General features: G+C 51.0%; 15 protein-coding genes and 1 pseudogene. 5 read left to right on the top strand and 11 right to left on the bottom strand.

From position 1 onward, the window contains the following. Positions 1-68: 68 nt before the first annotated feature. Genes ACLJXE_RS06680 through ACLJXE_RS06700 form a run of 5 tightly spaced genes read right to left on the bottom strand, consistent with a single transcriptional unit; the run spans position 69 to position 4,814 of the window. Positions 69-962, bottom strand: coding sequence for a MurR/RpiR family transcriptional regulator (locus ACLJXE_RS06680; protein WP_286628589.1), 894 nt, complete (start codon positions 960-962; stop codon positions 69-71). A gap of 2 nt (positions 963-964) precedes the next feature. Then, positions 965-1,912, bottom strand: coding sequence for an ABC transporter substrate-binding protein (locus tag ACLJXE_RS06685; RefSeq protein ID WP_410750423.1), 948 nt, complete (start codon positions 1,910-1,912; stop codon positions 965-967). Positions 1,913-1,927: 15 nt separating this feature from the next. Continuing rightward, the gene (locus ACLJXE_RS06690) at positions 1,928-2,980 is read right to left on the bottom strand and encodes a FecCD family ABC transporter permease (protein WP_410750424.1); all 1,053 of its coding nucleotides are present in this window, start codon (positions 2,978-2,980) and stop codon (positions 1,928-1,930) included. Then, positions 2,977-3,990 (bottom strand): FecCD family ABC transporter permease, encoded by a 1,014-nt coding sequence (locus tag ACLJXE_RS06695; protein ID WP_410750425.1) that lies wholly within the window; start codon positions 3,988-3,990, stop codon positions 2,977-2,979. The genes ACLJXE_RS06690 and ACLJXE_RS06695 overlap by 4 nt, the downstream gene beginning before the upstream one ends. Further along, complete coding sequence (locus ACLJXE_RS06700; protein WP_410750426.1) at positions 3,987-4,814, bottom strand: ABC transporter ATP-binding protein; 828 nt, start codon at positions 4,812-4,814, stop codon at positions 3,987-3,989. Before ACLJXE_RS06700 ends, ACLJXE_RS06695 begins: the two co-directional genes overlap by 4 nt. Before the next feature lie 446 nt (positions 4,815-5,260). Between ACLJXE_RS06700 and ACLJXE_RS06705 the strand changes: the two genes are divergently transcribed. Both ACLJXE_RS06705 and ACLJXE_RS06710 read left to right on the top strand, forming a co-directional pair. Further along, a complete protein-coding gene (locus tag ACLJXE_RS06705; RefSeq protein WP_410750427.1) occupies positions 5,261-7,423 on the top strand; it encodes a TonB-dependent siderophore receptor in 2,163 nt (720 codons plus the stop codon). Between the two features lie 181 nt (positions 7,424-7,604). After that, on the top strand, positions 7,605-8,114 hold the full coding sequence (locus ACLJXE_RS06710) for a hypothetical protein (RefSeq protein ID WP_410750428.1): 510 nt from the start codon (positions 7,605-7,607) through the stop codon (positions 8,112-8,114). 126 nt (positions 8,115-8,240) lie between these two features. Here the strand turns inward: ACLJXE_RS06710 and foxA are convergent, their stop codons facing one another. The 3 genes from foxA to ACLJXE_RS06725 form a co-directional block, all read right to left on the bottom strand. Continuing rightward, positions 8,241-10,349, bottom strand: a complete 2,109-nt coding sequence (foxA, locus tag ACLJXE_RS06715) for a ferrioxamine B receptor FoxA (RefSeq protein ID WP_410750429.1) — start codon at positions 10,347-10,349, stop codon at positions 8,241-8,243. 121 nt (positions 10,350-10,470) lie between these two features. Beyond that, positions 10,471-11,454 (bottom strand): helix-turn-helix transcriptional regulator, encoded by a 984-nt coding sequence (locus ACLJXE_RS06720; protein ID WP_410750430.1) that lies wholly within the window; start codon positions 11,452-11,454, stop codon positions 10,471-10,473. Between the two features lie 115 nt (positions 11,455-11,569). Beyond that, complete coding sequence (locus ACLJXE_RS06725; protein ID WP_286628704.1) at positions 11,570-12,475, bottom strand: LysR substrate-binding domain-containing protein; 906 nt, start codon at positions 12,473-12,475, stop codon at positions 11,570-11,572. A 109-nt stretch (positions 12,476-12,584) separates the two neighbouring features. Between ACLJXE_RS06725 and ACLJXE_RS06730 the strand changes: the two genes are divergently transcribed. Further along, complete coding sequence (locus ACLJXE_RS06730) at positions 12,585-13,202, top strand: LysE family translocator (protein WP_410750431.1); 618 nt, start codon at positions 12,585-12,587, stop codon at positions 13,200-13,202. A gap of 47 nt (positions 13,203-13,249) precedes the next feature. Here the strand turns inward: ACLJXE_RS06730 and ACLJXE_RS06735 are convergent, their stop codons facing one another. From ACLJXE_RS06735 to pepT, 3 genes are all read right to left on the bottom strand, one after another. Beyond that, on the bottom strand, positions 13,250-13,882 hold the full coding sequence (locus ACLJXE_RS06735; RefSeq protein WP_410750432.1) for a DUF2913 family protein: 633 nt from the start codon (positions 13,880-13,882) through the stop codon (positions 13,250-13,252). 305 nt (positions 13,883-14,187) lie between these two features. Next, a complete protein-coding gene (gene dcuC / locus ACLJXE_RS06740) occupies positions 14,188-15,549 on the bottom strand; it encodes a C4-dicarboxylate transporter DcuC (protein ID WP_410750433.1) in 1,362 nt (453 codons plus the stop codon). Then, positions 15,546-16,802 (bottom strand): peptidase T, encoded by a 1,257-nt coding sequence (gene pepT, locus ACLJXE_RS06745; RefSeq protein WP_410750434.1) that lies wholly within the window; start codon positions 16,800-16,802, stop codon positions 15,546-15,548. Before pepT ends, dcuC begins: the two co-directional genes overlap by 4 nt. A 1,318-nt stretch (positions 16,803-18,120) precedes the next feature. Here pepT and ACLJXE_RS06750 point away from each other — a divergent pair. After that, complete coding sequence (locus tag ACLJXE_RS06750; protein WP_048212521.1) at positions 18,121-18,378, top strand: YjhX family toxin; 258 nt, start codon at positions 18,121-18,123, stop codon at positions 18,376-18,378. 10 nt (positions 18,379-18,388) lie between these two features. After that, positions 18,389-18,902, top strand: a pseudogene (locus ACLJXE_RS06755) (class I SAM-dependent methyltransferase). The last annotated feature ends 47 nt before the right edge of the window (positions 18,903-18,949 follow it).

Raw genomic sequence — 18,949 nt, forward strand, 5'->3', positions numbered from 1 at the left:
TGATCTGTCTGCATTTATGCCGGGTGGCGACGGCCCCCTACCCGGCCTGCACATCGAGTATCATCGGTTTATTTCTTCGCCCCGGATTTACCAATACCCCGGTACAGTTCGTTAATCCGCTTCACGGATTTAATTGATCGCTGCGGTGCGGTAGAAGCGACAGACAGCACAATCATTTCCAGACACACCAGCACCGTACCGTGGAGCGGCATTTTCCCATTCTCGCCGCCGCGTGGCACGTTAATCACCACATCCGCTTCTTTGCTAAAACGGGAATCCAGCGCGTTCGTCAGTAAAATAACCGGGACCCCCAACCGCCTGGCCTCGCGAATGGTCGTCAGCCCTTCCCGGTGCGGTGATTTCTGCGCCATCATGATCAGCACATCTCCACGCTGCAATGCGATCAGTTGCTCCGCGAGGTTAATCCCGGTGCGATTGAACGCTACCGCAGGCAGGCCAATGCGGCTGAGCAGACGAGCAGTATAATCCGCCAATACGCCGGATGCGCCAATACCAAAAATCCCCACCTGACGGGCTTCTACCAATAATGCTACCGCCTGCGCAATTGCATAGCGGTTTTGCGGTGTAGAAAGAGCGTCACAAGTACGCTGATGCCCCTGCAATACAAAATCAATACTGGAGTTCACATCGCAAGAGAGCGTATTCACCGTAGTGGTCATCTTCTCTTCTGAGGTCACGCCCGGGCCGAACCAGTGTTCAATGGTCTGCTTTAAATCGCGCAACCCGGCAAACCCCAGCGCCTGAATTGCCCTGACCACCGTCGCGTCAGAGGTTTGAGTGGCGGCCGCGATTTCTATCGCCGTAAACTCCAGCACCACTTCGCGGTTCTCGTTGATATAACGCGCCACAGCCTGCATACGTGGCGAGAGTAAATGCGCCCTGGCGCGAAAACGGTCACCGTAGACATCAATACGATTTTTGGCTTTTTTCGCCGTCAGCATGGTTATTTAGCCTCCGGTAGCCATCGTCCGGCGATGTGCGTTTGCACCTGCGCCACCATCAGGCTCAGCGAGGCATAGGAATTAGATATCGCCTCTTCACGAGAGAGTAAAATGTAATGCCCGCGTTGGCAGGCGGTCAGGAACTCACACCAGCCGGGCATCACCGCGTCCATCGCCGCGATTTCATCCTGCGGTTTACCGCCGGTATCCCCACGCCAGGTCGCGAAGACAAAATCGGCATCCAGTTCAGGCAGACGTTCCGCGCTGACATCAATGCGCCCACCCGGCGGAATGCTATCGATAAGCGTCGGAAAGGTGAAGCCTGCATCACGTAAAACTCGCCCCAGAGAATGATAGGTGTGCAACGCATTGATTTTACCCTGATTAGCCTGTATTACCGCCACAGAGATGTGCTGCGTATCTACCGTCCGCTTGAGTTGGGCAATTTCTTCACGGTAGCGCCGTTCCAGCAATGCCAGCCGGTTCTGCGTACCTGTAAGCTGCGCCAGCTTGCGGTAGATCTCCGGCGCACCGCCATCGAGATGGTCGATACTGACCGTCGGCGCTATTTTTTCCAGTTGCTCAATCGGCGTGTTACGGCTGGGTTCGGTGATAATTAAATCCGGCTTCGCGGCAACAATGGCTTCAATATCAATGTCTGCCGTACCGATATACGTCATGTTCGAATTATCAAAATCCACGCCGGTCAGCAGCACGCCGGAGCGTAAAAAATGGCTGCCATCCGGGCGCGTTCGACCGTGGCTGGCCACCGGAGGCACGCCCAGTTCGATCAGCGGAATAGTGATGTCGAGATCGTGCAATGACACAATGCGCTGCGGATGCAGCGGCACGTTCACTACCCGCCCGAGATCGTCAGTAAATGACTGAACCGGCACCGCCGCCTGGACGGTGCCGCCGACCAGCAGCAGCAATGAAAAGATTAAATGCATATACCCTCTTAACAATTACAAACGATCCCGGCGACGCCAGAGCAACAGTAAAAAGAACGGTCCACCGACCAGGGCAATGACAATCCCGGCAGGGATTTGCAATGGTGCAAACGCCAGACGACCCACGGTATCGGTGAGCAGCACCAGCAACGCACCGATCAACGCACTTCCCCACAGCAGCGCTGTTTGTCCGCCACGCAGCCAGAATCGAGCCATGTGTGGCGCCATCAACCCGACAAAACCGAGGCTGCCCACGCAGGCAACACTGGCGGCAGTGAGTACAACCGGCGCGAGAAAACGCAACAACGCCAGTCGGGGTAAACGTACACCCAGCCCCGTTGCCGTCGCATTGCCTAGCAGCGCCACATCCGAAGCTCGCGCCGTGGCAAATAAGATGATGGCTGCAGGCAACGTCCAGACCAGCGCAACCAGCAGCAGTGGCCAGGTGGCGGCATGAAGGCTGCCCGCCAGCCAGACCAGTGCAGTCTGTACGTCACGGACATCGGCGGTGGTCATAAATACGCCCATTCCCGCCGCAAAGAACCATGACACACCAATGCCTATCAACACGAAGCGAGGCCGGGAGAAATCACGGGCCAGCAGCATCACCAGTGTGGCGACCAGTGCGCCACCGGCCATTCCCGCCAGGGGCCGCCAAACCAGACTTGCGGACGGGAAAAACAGCACCAGGGCCAGCACCACCACGCAACTCCCTTCTTTGACACCGATAAGCCCGGGATCGGCCAACCCGTTGCGGGTGATAGATTGCATCGCCGCCCCGGCCAATCCGAGCATTGCACCGCACAGAAGCGCCATCAGCAGTCGCGGCAGTCGTACATCCCAGACGACATACTGTTGCTGAGCCGTCAACGCCTGAGGGTCAAACAATGCCCGTCCGATAGCGGAAGCCGGAACCGGGAGTGAACCCTGCATCACGCCGAACAGCAGTAATGCGATTGCCAGCACCGTCAGGCCGAGGCTGTACAGCACGGTTTTGGGGCGAATGACACGAGAAAATCCCCCCACCCGCCATGCACGAAGCCCTGCACGCTGCAGCATATCGTTCATTTCAAAAACCTCGACGCAATGAAGATAAATGCCGGTGCGCCCACCAGGGCGGTCATGATCCCTGTAGCCAGCTCCTGCGGAGCCAGCACCGTGCGGGCGGCAATATCCGCCAGCAGCAGCAGCGCCGCCCCCAGCAATGCCGAAGTCGGTAGCATCTGACGAATATCTTCTGTTACCAGACGGCGGGTAACGTTAGGCACTAACAGGCCGATAAACCCCAGCGGCCCCACGACAGAGACTGCCGCACCGCACAACAACGCAATGGCGATCATCGCCAGCAAGCGTATGCGCAGAATGTTCACCCCTAATCCACAGGCCATACGGTCTCCGAGGGCCAGAATATTCAGGCCCGGCGCGATAACAAGCGCCAGCACCATACCGGCAAGCGATGGGGGAACGGCACTTTTGACACTTTCCCAACTCAAACCCGCGAGATCACCCACCAGCCAGGTGCGCATTGCCAACAGGGTTTGTTCATCCAGAATCAGGATGGCCGCAGTAAGCGATGACACCATGGCCGACAGCGCCACGCCGCACAACGTGACCTTCAGTGGCGTTATGCCACCGTGCCCGGCAGATGAAAGCGCCATCACCAACGAAAAGAGTGCCGCAGCTCCGCCTGCCGCCAGCAATGGCTGGCTTGCCCCCGTCACGCCAAGCGCGGCGCACAACACAACGACAAACGCCGCACCGGCATTCAGCCCCAGAATATGCGGCTCTCCCAGCGGATTACGAATCAACGCCTGCAACAGCACACCCGCAACACCTAACGCCGCGCCGACCAGCATCGCCGCCGCCATGCGCAGCAGACGTAAGGAGACAATAATCCGGTGGTCGAAATTTTTCGCGTCAAAGTGGAACAGCGCCTGCACGACGGTCTGCGGGCTGATAGTACGTGCGCCAACACCCAGGTGCACCACCGCCAGAACACACAACAGCAGCATTAACACGGGGAGCGCCAGCATAAACCGGCCACGGCGACGAGCCAGTGTGCTTGCCATGACCGTCATTGCTCTTGCCCGCCCGGCGCGCGAAACGGCATAAAGAACGGTTTGCCGGTGAGAGGATTCACTGACATCTGCACGTCGACGTCAAATACGTGCTTAATCAACTCGGGCGTGCAGTTTTCACCATCATGCACGACGCCCTGCAACCTCCCCTGTTTGAGGAACACCAGCATGTCCCCATAATTCACGGCAAAATTCAGGTCGTGCAGGACCACAACCACAGTACGGCCATGATGGCGAGTCAGTGAATGCAGCAGTTCGAGGATCTCTACCTGATAGCGCAGATCGAGAAACGTAGTCGGCTCATCCAACAAGATGACCGGCGTTTGTTGTGCCAGCGCCATGGCAATCCAGCAGCGCTGACGTTGCCCACCGGAAAGGCTCTCTACCGGTAAATGCGCAAAATCAGCCGTTCCGGTTAACTGGAGTGCCTGCTCCACGGCGCGTTCGTCATCGTCCGTCCATTGCGAAAGCATGTTCTGCCAGGGAAAACGCCCGCGCGATACCAGTTCAAAAACAGTGAGTCCTTCGGGCACCAGTGGGGATTGCGGCAGGATGCCGAGCTGGCGTGAAACCGCTTTGGTGGGCTGCTGATGAATGGCTTTGCCATCCAGTAATACGCTGCCACCGTGCGGTTTCAACATACGGGCGATCGTGCTTAACAACGTTGATTTACCCGAGCCATTCGCCCCCACCAGCACCGTCATTTTGCCTTGCGGGATAGTGAGACAGATATCGTGGACAATGGTGTTATGGCGATAACCCGCAGAAAGCTGTTGTAGTTCAATGCCCGTTCTGTGGGCGGTATTTTCCACATGCTGTGGCATGTTCACTCCTGCGCCGCCGCATGGCAAAGCTTGCATGCGTAACTCTCTAAATAAAAATAAAACTCATTCTCCTTGTGATCTTGCTGGCTTGCATTGTAGTAGTCAAGCAATTACACCCTGTAGTTACATCACCTGTAGCCAACAACTAAAGCACAAATAAAAAACGCTGAAAAATCAATAAAAATCATTCTTTTTCAATAGATTAAAAATCAAGCACTCTTAAAAAAACGACGGTTAAATTGCGTCAAATCACCTGTAGTTTCTTTTTCATTTTTACGTTTACTACTACAAACGCCCATGGTTGAATGATTCTCAATTACACATCTGACGCCAGTAACGGCGGCTTACAGATGGATAAATGCAGGGCTGGTAAGCCGGGCAATGAATTGAATCAACCTGTTTCCCTGCCCATTTTTGGCAGGGTCTTTTGCGGAATAAATAAAATAATGGCTGAGTTAACGACTTACTTTTCGGGGATGAAAGGGCGGGCATTGTGCTCTGCTCTCTTTCTGGGCATAACAACAACACCGACGGTATTCGCAGCGGAGAAAGAGACGACTCCGCCTAAAGGGGAAGATACCATCACCGTTCGGGCTGATGCGTCTTCTGCCGATCAGGCCGTAACATCGGGTTACCAACCGCTGAGCTCGTCCACCGCGACGCTGACATCCATGCCATTGTTGGATATCCCACAAGTGGTGAACACTGTCAGCGATCACGTTCTGGAAGATCAGCATGTCACGACGCTGGACGAAGCTTTGTATAACGTCAGTAACGTCGTGCAAACCAACACATTAGGTGGCACACAGGATGCGTTTGTCCGCCGTGGCTTCGGCGCAAACCGTGACGGCTCGGTGATGACCAACGGTCTGAAAACCGTATTGCCGCGCAGCTTTAACGCCGCCACCTCACGCGTGGAAGTGCTGAAAGGCCCGGCCTCAACCCTGTACGGGATTCTCGATCCCGGCGGCCTGATTAATGTCGTCACCAAGCGTCCAGAAACGCAGTTTGGCGGGTCGATTTCAGCCACCTCCAGCAGCTTCGGCGGCGGCACAGGACAATTTGACGTGACCGGGCCGATTGAAGGCACGCAGTTGGCCTATCGCCTGATTGGCGAATATCAGCATGAGGATTACTGGCGTAACTTCGGCACGAATAAAAGCAGCTTCATCTCCCCGTCCCTGACCTGGTTTGGCGACAACGCCACCGTCAATGTGCTCTATTCACATCGTGACTATAAAGCCCCGTTCGATCGCGGCACCATTTTCGATCTCAACACCAAACACGCGGTGAATGTGGATAGCAAAACCCGTTTTGATGAGCCGTTTAATATCACCGATGGCGAATCGGATCTGGCGCAACTGAATGCTGAATACCGCTTCAACAGCGAATGGACAGCAAAATTCAACTACAGCTTTAGCCAGGATAAATACAGCGATAATCAGGCTCGCGTGATGGCTTATGATTCTGCAACCGGAAATCTGACCCGCCGTGTTGATGCCACTCAAGGCTCCACCCAGCGCATGCACGCCACGCGTGCCGATTTGCAGGGCAACGTCGATATCGCTGGCTTTTATAACGAGATCCTCACCGGTGTCTCTTATGAGAACTACGATCTGCTACGCACCGACATGATCCGCTGCAAGAACGTAAAAGGGTTCAATATTTATAATCCTGTCTACGGTACGTTGGGTAAATGTACTAACGTTTCTGCCGCTGATAGCGATCAGACCATTCAACAAGAGAGCTATTCCGCGTATGTGCAGGACGCGCTGTACCTGACCGATAAATGGATCGCCGTTGCCGGGATGCGTTATCAGTACTACACCGAATACGCTGGCAAAGGGCGTCCGTTCAACGTCAATACTGACAGTACCGACCAACAGTGGGTGCCCAAATTCGGTATGGTTTATAAACTGACGCCGTCCATATCGTTATTTGGTAACGTGTCACGCTCCTTCATGCCGCAATATTCTATCGCCAGTTATATTGGCGAACTGCCACCTGAAACCTCAACGGCTTATGAAGTGGGGGCAAAATTCGATATCTTTGACGGTATCACCGCCAATATTGCCCTGTTTGATATTGATAAACGCAATGTGCTGTACAACGAAATGATCAATGGCGAAACCGTGGCGAAAACAGCGGGTCGCGTGCGTTCACAAGGCGTGGAAGTGGATGTCGCCGGTTCGTTGACCACCAATACCAATATCATCGCCAGCTATGGTTATACCGCCGCGAAAGTGACAGAAGATCCTGATTACAAAGGTAAGCCGCTGCCTAATGTACCAAAGCATACCGGCTCATTATTCCTCACCTACGATATTCAGAATGCCTTTATGGGCAATACCCTGACAATTGGCGGTGGTGGTCATGGGGTGAGTCGCCGTTCCGCAACCAATGGCGCAGACTATTATCTGCCAGGCTATTTTGTCGCCGATGCCTTTGCCGCTTATAAGATGAAGCTGCAGTATCCAGTCACATTGCAGCTCAATGTGAAAAACCTGTTTGATAAGACCTATTACACCTCGTCCATTGCCACCAATAATCTGGGTAATCAGATTGGCGACCCACGAGAAGTGCAGTTCACGGTGAAAATGGAATTCTGATCCTCTTTATCTATTAACCCTGCCAATTCTGGCAGGGTTTCCCGCTTATTCCACCATTTTAAGATAATTGCACTTGTGCTGTCGTCGCCCCGTTTATACAACTCTAAAGATCACCTGTAATACGCTTTCTTTTATTTTGTTATGGGCGACTGGGGACCACAATAATGAATGGGATAATATCATGACTAAAACAAAACTGACGCTGCTATTACCTTTATTTTTAGCTGGCTGTTCAATGAGTGACGGGGAATTAAGAAATACCTATGCTCAGCATTATCAGCAGCCTGCGGCTTACGTTGAAGTCTATAAGCAAAAAATAGCTGGCATGGATATTAATGCGCTGGCGCAATATGCCGCCGCAGAAGATAAGAAAAAAATGCGCGGGCAGCCAAGACTGAAAATTGACGAGTTCATTACCATTGAGAACGTTCAGGCGAAAGATAATCGGGTAGTCTACGATTATACGCTGTCAGAACGCTGGCTGGCGCTGTCTGCAGATAAACAGCGCGAGAAGCAGAGCAATATGAATAAAGATTTGGTCTACCGAACCTGTTCGTTGGAAACGGTACGTCTGGCGCAAGCAAAAGGGCTGGAAGAAGAACATAACTATTACAGCCACTATCCTGACAAGTTAGCCTTTACCCTAAGAGCCAGCGCGCAGATTTGTATGCAAAACGGTTTCACACAATAGCCGTTCTGGTCATCAACGGGCAATAAATGCCTGATGGCGCTTCGCTTATCAGGCCGACATCGGGGTGCCCCCGTAGGCCGGATAAGGCGCCAGCGCCATCATCCGGCTAAAAAACGAGGGTTAACATCAGAATTTCCACGACACGCTCCCCACAATGCTGCGTTCTGCGCCAAAGTAACAATAAGAAAGCGAGTTACAGGCCGCTACATAGCGTTTATCGGTCAGGTTGTTAACGTTAAGCTGCGCACTGAGTCCTTTTATACCGATGTTCGTTAAGTCATAACCCACCGCCAGATCCACCAGCGTATACGATGGCAAGGTGTGAGTATTCTGGCGATCGCTGGTAATACCATTAACGTAGCGCACGCCTGAGCCCAACGTCAGCCCCTCCAGTGGGCCACTTTTCACATCGTAGCTTAACCATGTACTGGCCTGATTGCGCGGCGCATAAACGGCACGCTTACCCTGTTCCTCCGGGCTGCTTTTCTTATAGCGAATATCGGTGTAGGTATACGCCGCCTGCAAACGGAAACGGTCTGTCAGTTGGCTAATAGCTTCCAGCTCCACCCCTTCAGATTCAATTTCGCCAATCGAACGGTACGGATCGGTCGGCTCTTCTTTGGTGGCAATATTGGTCTGATTAATGCGGAACACCGACGCGCTAAACTGGCTATTCAACCCTTCCGGTTCATATTTCAGTCCGGCTTCCCACTGCTTGCCCTTCATCGGTTCCAACAGGTTACCGTTCTCATCTGCAAAACTGGTTGGCGTAAAGGCGGTGGAATAGCTGATGTACGGCGCAACACCGTTATCGAACAAGTAAAGCAGCGCAGCGCGACTGCTGAAGTTATTTTTGTCCAGATCGCTGCGAGTGCCGTTTTGCTTATCAATATTAGATAGGCTCACCTGATCGTAGCGGCCACCGAGCGTTATACGCCAGCGATCCCATGACATCTGATCCTGCAAATAGTAGCCCGTCTGGCGCAACTTGTGTTTCTCGCGCGCATACATATTGATGTAATCCGGCTTCGCCCCGTACACCGGGTTAAACGCATCGATCGGCGGAAATGCCCCGTAATAGCCGGTAGTATTGTTGCTGCGATCCTGATAATCGATGCCCACCAGCAAGCGGTGATTGACCAGCCAGGTATCAAAGCTACCATCCAGTTGATTATCCAGAGCAATCGCCGACATTTTTTCATCTGATCCGGAATAGCCGCGATTAAGCTCTGTTTCATTCAACCAGCCTGCCGCATACACCTGGTTCAGCTCAACGTCGGTATGCAAATAGCGTAACTTTTGCCGCACCGACCAGCCGTTATCAAACATGTGCTCAATGTTGTAGCCGACCATATTTTCACGGCGATCGTATTTGTCGTATTCGTCCTCGCCTTCGTAGAAGGTGTTGGCGATCTTCTGCCCATAGTGTGGCACAACGGTGCCGTCATACGGCAGGCCAGAGTGGCTGCCACCTTCCGGATCACGGTGCAGATAGGCCATCAGGTCAAGACGCGTCTGGTCAGTGATGCGCCAGGTCAGGCTGGGCATCAACGCGTAGCGCTCTTCTTTCAACGGGCCAAACTGCGAATCCGCATAGCGCGTCATGCCACTCAGGCGCGCCGCCACGCGATCGTTATCGTCCAGAGCCCCGGTGACATCAAACGCGGCCCCGCGCTGATTGTTGTTTCCGGCAAACAGTTTCACTTCTCCACCCGCATCAAACGACGGTTTACGCGATGTCAGCGCCACGATCCCGCCCGGAGAAGATCGGCCGTACAACACGGAAGCCGGACCGCGCACCACTTCAATCGTATCGAGGAACCACGGATCGACCACCAGCGAACTGTGCGAGTTAGTGTCGCCCATCATTTTCAGGCCGTCGAGATAGACGTTGTCCAGACTACCGTCGGAAAAACCGCGCAGCACAATGTAGTCAAAGCGGCTGGAGGCACCGATCTGGTTACTGTACACCCCAGGCGTGTAGCTAACAGCCTGCCGCACGCTGGTTGCACCTTGCTCTTCAAATTGTTCACGGGTAACGATAGAGACCGATTGCGGCGTTTCTATATCCGGTGTGGCAAGCTTGGTCGCCCCACTCTGCATTTGCGAAGTGACAACCACCGTATCGTTTTTTGGTGTTTCCTGCGCCAGCAGAGGAAAAGCCACGCTGCCGGTCACCCATCCTACCAGCAGCGCCAACCGAGTCTTTGCGAACATGAACATCTCCCAAGGCATGTCTAATTGTAAATGAGAATTATTGTCTTTTTTGTATCAGGAGTCGCTATGCCGAATGCCAGGTTGCGTATGCGCAGCGCCAAATAATTAATCTGCCTCGCGCATAAAACGGGAAAATGGATTAGCAAAGTTTGAGAACATCACCAGGCGGAAAGCCATAGCGACGACGAAAGGCTGTAGAAAAGTTGGTGGCGTGCTGGTAGCCAGACATCCAGGCCGCTTGCTGTACGCTATATCCTTCCAGCAAATAGCCACGCGCACGTTCCAGGCGGCAGTCGCGCAGGTAGTCAAACACCGAGCAGCCATAGGCCATGCGAAATTTACTGCGCAAACTGCTGGGGCTCATCGCTGCGCGCTGCGCCAACTCGTAAAGCGTGTAGTCATTTTCAGGGGTTTGCTCCAACAGGCGACGAACACTTTCCAGCCGTTGCAGCTCGCCACTGGCAGCGAGGCATTTACCGCTCTCTACCTGGCAAACACTGAGACCGTGACCAAATAATTGTAAAATCAGTCCTTCCAGCATCAACTGGCGGGAAACCTGACTCAGCGAGCCCTGCTGCGCATATTGTAATCCACTGAGTAAAAACCCCGGCACCTGCCAAATAAGCGTTGGCGTCTGGCAACTTTCCCACTCACGCATAAGGGATTCAAGTAATCCTGTACGCCATGTCCCGTCAGGATATAACCCAAGCGATAGCGTCCGTAGCTTGCAGTCTGCAGGGTGACGGGCGCTCATCGCCTGGTGTTCACTCAGACGCGAACTAAACGCCATGCCGGAACGTACCACATGTTCCTGCCCGTTGAGCGTCAGTATCACGCAACCTTCCAGCACCACCAGCATATACAAGGGGCTACTGTGCCGGGAGGTGGTTTCATACGGTTGCAGCACCTGTACATCAGAGTGTGTGACGCACATCCCGCAAGGGAGCATCATCTCCTCTACTTCCCCTTGCAACACGGCACTGGAACACGGAAGACCCGCTTTTTGCGCCAGCAACGGAAAACGGTAATCGATCCCGTAACGCTCACCAAAGTCCCTAAACTCACTGACGGTGAAGGTGCGGGTAAAACGTCCGGATGCATTCTGGGCGGTGGTGTTGTTCATGCTGTCTTCTGCACAGGAAATGGAATTTGCAACGTACGACGGGTGGCAACATTACCATTACCCGCACAACACAACAATAATAATGAGAACTGTTATCAATATGGTGTTCGGCGGGTTATTCCAGCCAGAGCAGTTCTGCCATGTCAGCCTCAGGCGCAGCGTCTTTTAACCAGCGATAAAGCAACTCAATATTTCGTAGCCGGGTTGAAGCTTTTGGCCAGACGAGGTAATAACCCTCTCCTGTCGCGACTGCCTGTTTAAACGGTAACGCCAGCATCCCGCCCTGAATAGCTGTCAGGCTTAATAACAGATCGGCGACCGCGATCCCATGCCCGCTCATTGCCGCAAGACTTCCCTGTTCCAGGGTATCGAACACTTTGCCACGAGCCAGGTTCAACGCAGGAAATGCCCCGGTACGCTGCAGCCAGCGACGCCAGTCGCGGCGATCGACGGAAGGATGAATCAATTCACAGACGGCGATATCACTTTGCGCCTGAGCCTGCAACACGGGCGCGCATACCGGGATAAGCCACTCCTGAAACAGCAAACGGCTGTCCGTATCCTCACCAAAATAACCATTCCCCAACAGGATTGCACAGTCATACGGTTCGCGACTGAATGCGACGGAATCGGTGTCCATCCACACGCTGGAGATTTCAATCACCGGCGTTGGATGGGCTTCCCGGAAATGCCGCAGCACATCCAGTAGCCAGCGCATGGTCAACGTTGAGGGTGCTTTCAACCGCAGCTCATGACTGCTGCTACGAAAAGCATGGCAGGCATGTTCTAAACTCTGAAACCCGGCTGTCAGCTGTTGCGCTAACCCTTGTCCTGAAGGCGTTATCTCAATACGGGGGCCGCTACGAACAAACAGTTCGCAGCCAAACCAGGCTTCCAGTGTGCGGATATGACGGCTTACCGCACCTGGCGTGACGTTCAGTTGAATAGCCGCTTTACTAAAGGACCCCAGACGGGCAGCAGCTTCAAAAGCTCTCAGGGCATACAACGGGGGTAGCGTCATCATCGGTTTCTATGTTGAGTTTTACTCACAGTAGAGCGCAGTTTTATTCGTTTTTCAATGTGGCCCGCAAGCGGAATACTGATGAAAAATAACGTCAGGATCATCAGATATGAATCTCGCTTTACTGGCTGTATACAGCCTCTCGGTGCTAACACTGTTGCTAACGCCTGGCCCTGTTGTGGCGCTAATTACCGCGACAGCGGCACAATACGGCTATCGCCAGGCCTTTATGACCCTATGCGGAACTAACGGTGCTTCATTGCTACTGCTTACGCTTGCTGCGCTGATGCTGGCGGGGGTGGTATCACTCTCTCCTCTGTTGCTGTGTGTGCTGGGTCTCGCCGGATCGCTGTATATCGGCTATAGCGCGTTTTGTAGCCTGTGGGCACGAAATCAAGCCGCCAGCGAAGACTCTCGCCAGCCGTCTCATGGGGGATTTATCAACGGTTTTCTGATTGGCGTGTCAAACCCGAAAGATATTCTGTTTTTCGTTTCATTCTTTCCACAATTCATCAACATTACACATAATTTCGCCGCCAGCATGCTGATACTCACGCTGGTATGGGTCATTTTTGACGTTGCCGTTTTGTCATTTTATATCGTGATTTTCAAACGCTGGATGCCCGCGCGGTTTGTCAGATACAGCGTTTTTATCTCATCCCTGTTCCTGCTGGCGGTAGCGGTGTTTGGCATAATCTATAACACCAATGCAATACGGATGTTGTAGCCCACGTAATCAGGTCATGATGACTTTACCGATGGTATCGCCAGTATTTATCGCTCATCCAAATTAAAATAAAAGTAGTAAAATTCATTTGAAGTATGCTTCACAATCTCAACCGGAAGATTATTTTTGATGAACAGCGACTTTGCAAATTCAACATCACCATAAACCCGAAGACAGAAAGGCTTTAATATCTCGCCCTGAGTACCAAAGCACTCCTGAAGTCGGGTGTCATCCATAAAAATAAAATTGCCTTTGCGAACCTTAACATTTTCACTCAAATCACACCATTTCCCTGGTGTAAGAAGAAAACTCGCCCAGCCATTATTCCTCAGCCTTTCAATAACATGAGTAAATTTAAAATAGTAGCTCTGCATTGTGACATCACCACTTGATGTAGCATATAAATACTCTATCTTAAATTTAAGTTGAGCATTTATACTTTTCCTTTTCCCCTCTTCAATTAACCACTGAAGTTCGTTGGCGATAGTTTTTGAAAATATCTTCCTTTTTTTCGCAATCGCCAGCCAGTTTATAATGAACAGATGCTCTGATATTTTAGAGCAAACCTTCTGGTCCTGTATTGCGATACCCACGGCAACTAATGCACTCCAGGTAAACGTTTCAAGTTCATCCTGATAATTGTGCCTCGATGCGCTGACCTTTCCTAAATCACTGACCACTTAAAACCCACCCAGATAAATCGTTATCACATTTGGACCTGGCATTACTTCATTTAAAAAGCTACTACAATTAAAACCAGCATCATATGATCCAGATTAATTAATTCACACGTATGAAAAACACCAGATTAACATATTACCTTCCCTAACCGTTCATCTATATAAGACACCGTGACCGAACAATAAGAATAATGCGATAAAGATGAAAACAAATAATAACTCATGACAACCAGTTTTATTTGAGGTTATAAAAACATTATCAAGCAAACCTCCGCGACCCGGAGGTTTGCTTGCAGCCGTTACGGCTAATAGAAAATACCGATAATCAAAGTATGGGTGACAAAGCCCACAATAAGCGGCACGGCAGTACGTTTAACCACATCGAAAGGTGTAATTTTCGCCCCACTTGAAACCGCAATAACAACACCGGATACCGGCGAAATAGCCCGCCCCATATGTGATGCCTGCTGCATAGGTAGGATCATGGCTACTGCGTTAGCGCCCATGCTCGCGGCAATTTGTGGGATTAACTCAACAAATGCCAGGAATGGCGCATTCCCCGAGCCCATAATAATTGCTGCCGCAAGCGTCACCAGTGCAAAGACGACGGCCATCGCAAAGGGGGGTAATCCGACATGTTCTGCCATCAAAATTAACTGATCAATGGCACCAATGACTTTGATGCCATGCGCGAAAACCCCGGCAGCGACCAGCAGGCCCACAACACCGGTAAACGCCGCGCCCATTCCTTTCAGAAAATGGCTGAACCCTTCACACACCGACTTTAAATCACGCGCTCGTATCCATTCAATCAGCATACAAATAGCCATCGCGATAAGCACGATGGTGATTATGTTCAGATTAATTCCACTGACAAACATCGCGGATGATCCTACCGCCATCAGTATTGGCAACATGGGAAGCACAGCATAAAAAGCCGGCGCCTTTCCTGAATCGACAATCTCAGCGCTCCCGATTTCCCGAGGTAACGTCCCCGCTTTGCGATCGCAATGACGTTGCCAGAAAAAGTGGCAAACGCCGACAACCAGTACGGTTGCAAGTGCTGCTGGCCCCTGGTGGTAAACAACGTATTCCACTACATCCATATTGACGGCTTTCGCTCCCCTGATGGCATCAATCGCTGTTGGGGTATATGCCACCCCCAACGAGGTGGCGATGACCCCGGCGGCCGAAGCCGCAGAGAGCCCCAGGCCCAGCATAATCGGGAACATTGTTCCCATCAGTAACACGGCAAGCCCGGTCGCTGAAGGGATGGCCAGTTGCAGGAGACTGGCAAGCAGATAGGAAAAAAACAGCAGAATATAAGGAGATCGTAGTGCCCGTAACGGTTTCGTCACCACGCGCACCACAGCTTCATTTGCCCCGATATGATCCATGTAATGAGCAAATCCCATCAACGCCATGATCATCAGACCGAGATCGGCTGCACGTGTGCTGAACAGATCGCGCATAACTTCAAATGGATCGAGAAAAGCAATCCCGGTACTGGCAACCCCCTTCGGCAATACGGAGCCCCATCCGGTTAATCCGGTACAAATCATCAGCACCAGACCCGCGATAAATAACACAGGCTCGGCCCGGTACCCCTTCAGGATCAGACGAGCGACCACAACGATAACCAGAAGGGCAATTAAAACCTGAATCATGACTGAGTTCTCCCCTCAGCGAACTCAGCGTAGGTTTCTTCAATTACTGCGACCACAACATCACTGGCTGCCCGTAGCGATCGCACCGGCAAGTATTCATAAATTGAATGGAAATTATGCGCACCGGTAAAAATATTCGGGCACGGTAACCCTTTCTGCGACAAAACCGCGCCATCATACCCCCCACGCATGGCGACAGGTTGCGGAGTGATTCCGCATTTCTGATAAGCACGCATAGCAATATCGATAGGATAATGCGCATCGCCCTGCAGGCTATTAAACACATTCGCATAACGGTCGGTTAAATGGCAGACCACGCTATTTTCGCCCCATAGTGCACAGGCACTCACTGCAAGCTGGCGAATAAATGCCATACGGGACTTATAACCTTCTTCACTAAAGTCGCGAATATCCAGTTTCAGTACGGTACGGGCACTGTTACCCTGCAGCTGTTTTACCCAGTAATATCCTTCACGACCTTCCGTATATTCAGGTGCTTCTCCGCCCGGCAGCATCGCAATAAACTTATGCGCCATCAGCAGAGAATTCTTCAGCTTACCTTTAGCTGACATTGGGTGCGCAGATTGACCGGTGAAGATAATTTCCGCATCGCCTGCATTCCAGTTTTCATAGACAAACTCCCCTATGCCGCAGCAATCCAGGGTATAGCCAAAATCAGCGCCAAACGCGGCAACATCAAAGGCTTTGGCGCCACGTAGCCCCTGCTCTTCATCAGGAACAAAACCGACCTTCACCGGTCCATGTTTAATCTCCGGGTGTGCAACCAGATACTGTATGGCATTCATGATGGCAGCGATGGCAGCTTTATCATCAGCACCTAACAGGCTGGTTCCATCCGTCACGAGCAGGTCATCACCGATATAATTTTTCAGTTCCGGAAATTCACTTTCGCGCAGATAGATATTTTGTTCTTTGTTCAGGCATAAATCTCCACCGCGATAGTGAAGGCGTTGCGCGTGCGTGTCTGCAGTCTGTTCTGCGCTGGTATCCAGATGTCCAAAAAAGGAAACGACAGGAATATTATCGTCAGTATTTCCAGGTAATGTTGCCGTTACAATCGCCGTATCCCTGACTTCAATGTTTTGCATTCCTAATGCTTCAAGCTCTGCTGCGAGCAGTTTTGCCAGCACCATCTGGCCAGGGGAAGACGGCATGATGCCATTTGCGCCATTTTCCCGTGAGGTTGTGGTATTGATTTTGGTGTAGTTAATAAAGCGTTCAACAATATCCATTGTGGGACATCCTTTAATGTTTCATTTATGGGGTACTGCGAGGAGATACCTGCATGCAGCGCGAGTGGGATACATCTGAAGTGTCAAATAAAATCAGCGCTCATCCCAGACCACTGATCTTATGGGTGTTCTGACAACGATTTATATTAAGAAAGATACAAAACCGATCGTTATGTTTGTGATAAAAAACCGCCTTCTTGATGACCACATCCTATTCCATGCTTGTTTCTACGACTATTTTCCATGGTGTTAAGCTAATAGAAGTCATAACGGTTTTCGTCTACCCAAGAGATAATGGAAATCATTTAAATCACCATATCCTATAAAGGCACAAGGAAAACCATCACTATATTTTTTTAATGAACGAATACCATTACAGCTACGTGCAACCGTTTGCACTTCTCTAGAAATAGCCATTTAGTGCATTAAAATCCATGAGCCAGGTCACATTTATCCCAACGACCAGAAAAACATATCACGCTGAAAAACAGACAATTATAAGCTCCACTATACTGTACCCTGGTAAATAGAGGGATAGTTGAACAATTCACTGCGGAATAGAAACACTGCGGTACTATTATAAAATCATGACATCCGGCATCATTAATTATAGTCGCCACAATAGCACCTGGCACAGTGTTAAATTATTATTAACAGGTGCTACCCGATGAATTACAGGTAAAAAAATCCTCTACCCTGAGAAGAGATACAGAGCAGAGGAAATACGGGTGTTAAGGACAGATTTATAATATTTAATGATAACAGAAGAGCCTTTTGCAGAAACAAGTATACACATTTTTTCAGCATAGAGAAAATTCTTAAACAGAAATAATTTACAAAACATTATCCTACGATAGCTATAATAAACACTGCTTATCATAAATAAAGCTATCAATCCTGACACGCTTAAACCAGACTAATACATTAGCGCGTGATATAAGAACAAAGAATACAGAATAACTCAAAGTTATATTTTCAAAAGCCATTTAACCATAAAATATTTTAATGATTTAATATATTAATAACATTACAACAATTTAAAGTTATTCGATGCGAAGGGATGTCATTCAGGCCATTTTCCCGTTGCAGGTCACACTTTTACTGGCGCAAGGTTCCCCTCCAACATTTCACTGTTATCATTCACCATGTAAATATCTTTCAACTCTACCCGAGGCTTTGATGCTGGAGAATGTCATCATCAGATAATCAGTTTGCCGACCTTATCAGGCCGGACTGGTTATCAATGCGCCGAAATAGAATGCGGACACCGTAGTGTGTTTGCACGTTTTGCACATGATGATTAAACAGGTTTCCCAGTATGAATTTATCCCGTCAGGAACAACGTACCTTACACGTTCTCGCCAAAGGTGGCCGAATTGCGCACGTCCGCGATAGCGCTGGCCGCGTCACATCCGTTGAATGTTATAGCCGCGAAGGATTGCTGCTCTGCGACTGCACGCTTGAGGTGTTTAAAAAGCTCAGAACCAAAAAATTGATCAAATCCGTCAATGGTCAGCCCTACCGCATCAACACCACCGGATTAAACAATGTTCGCGCCCAGTTAGATAATCGCTAAGGAGAGAGTGATGGATATTCCCCAAATTTTTACTATCAGCGAAAGCGCTCATCGCATTCATAATCCATTCACCGCGCAAAAATATGCCACATTAGGTCAGGCGCTACGTATGACACCAGGAACCCGCATTCTGGATCTGGGCAGTGGTTCCGGTGAGATGCTCTGTACCTGGGCGCGGGATCATCGTGATCGGTGAACCGTACTGGCGTCAAATGCCCGCCACGCAAGATATTGCCCAGGCATGCGGGGCCCGTTCGGTGGCCGATTTTCTTTCCCTTGCCGACCTCGTTTCGTTTTTCGACAAACTGGGCTACGACATTGTTGAAAGGGTGCTGGCCGACCAGGAAGGCTGGGATCGATACGAAGCCGCTAAGTGGTTGACAATGCGTCGATGGCAGGAGGCGAACCCAAATGATGACTTTGCGCAGGAAGTCAGAGAGCAATTGAGGACGTCACCAGGACGCCATGTCACCTTCACCCGGGAATATCTCGGCTGGGGGGTATTCGTACTCATGCAACGGTAATTTTTTTGCAGTCGGTATAGCCGGATGGGTTATACCGACCTGCAAAA

It is taken from the genome of Citrobacter sp. U14242 (assembly GCF_046555775.1).
GTDB lineage: Bacteria > Pseudomonadota > Gammaproteobacteria > Enterobacterales > Enterobacteriaceae > Citrobacter.

Bases quoted from the DNA above. Each gene is read 5' to 3' on its own strand.
- ACLJXE_RS06680 (WP_286628589.1), bottom strand. From the start codon at position 962: ATGCTGACGGCGAAAAAAGCCAAAAATCGTATTGATGTCTACGGTGAC.
- ACLJXE_RS06685 (WP_410750423.1), bottom strand. From the start codon at position 1,912: ATGCATTTAATCTTTTCATTGCTGCTGCTGGTCGGCGGCACCGTCCAG.
- ACLJXE_RS06690 (WP_410750424.1), bottom strand. From the start codon at position 2,980: ATGAACGATATGCTGCAGCGTGCAGGGCTTCGTGCATGGCGGGTGGGG.
- ACLJXE_RS06695 (WP_410750425.1), bottom strand. From the start codon at position 3,990: ATGACGGTCATGGCAAGCACACTGGCTCGTCGCCGTGGCCGGTTTATG.
- ACLJXE_RS06700 (WP_410750426.1), bottom strand. From the start codon at position 4,814: ATGCCACAGCATGTGGAAAATACCGCCCACAGAACGGGCATTGAACTA.
- ACLJXE_RS06705 (WP_410750427.1), top strand. From the start codon at position 5,261: ATGGCTGAGTTAACGACTTACTTTTCGGGGATGAAAGGGCGGGCATTG.
- ACLJXE_RS06710 (WP_410750428.1), top strand. From the start codon at position 7,605: ATGACTAAAACAAAACTGACGCTGCTATTACCTTTATTTTTAGCTGGC.
- foxA (WP_410750429.1), bottom strand. From the start codon at position 10,349: ATGCCTTGGGAGATGTTCATGTTCGCAAAGACTCGGTTGGCGCTGCTG.
- ACLJXE_RS06720 (WP_410750430.1), bottom strand. From the start codon at position 11,454: ATGAACAACACCACCGCCCAGAATGCATCCGGACGTTTTACCCGCACC.
- ACLJXE_RS06725 (WP_286628704.1), bottom strand. From the start codon at position 12,475: ATGACGCTACCCCCGTTGTATGCCCTGAGAGCTTTTGAAGCTGCTGCC.
- ACLJXE_RS06730 (WP_410750431.1), top strand. From the start codon at position 12,585: ATGAATCTCGCTTTACTGGCTGTATACAGCCTCTCGGTGCTAACACTG.
- dcuC (WP_410750433.1), bottom strand. From the start codon at position 15,549: ATGATTCAGGTTTTAATTGCCCTTCTGGTTATCGTTGTGGTCGCTCGT.
- pepT (WP_410750434.1), bottom strand. From the start codon at position 16,802: ATGGATATTGTTGAACGCTTTATTAACTACACCAAAATCAATACCACA.
- ACLJXE_RS06750 (WP_048212521.1), top strand. From the start codon at position 18,121: ATGAATTTATCCCGTCAGGAACAACGTACCTTACACGTTCTCGCCAAA.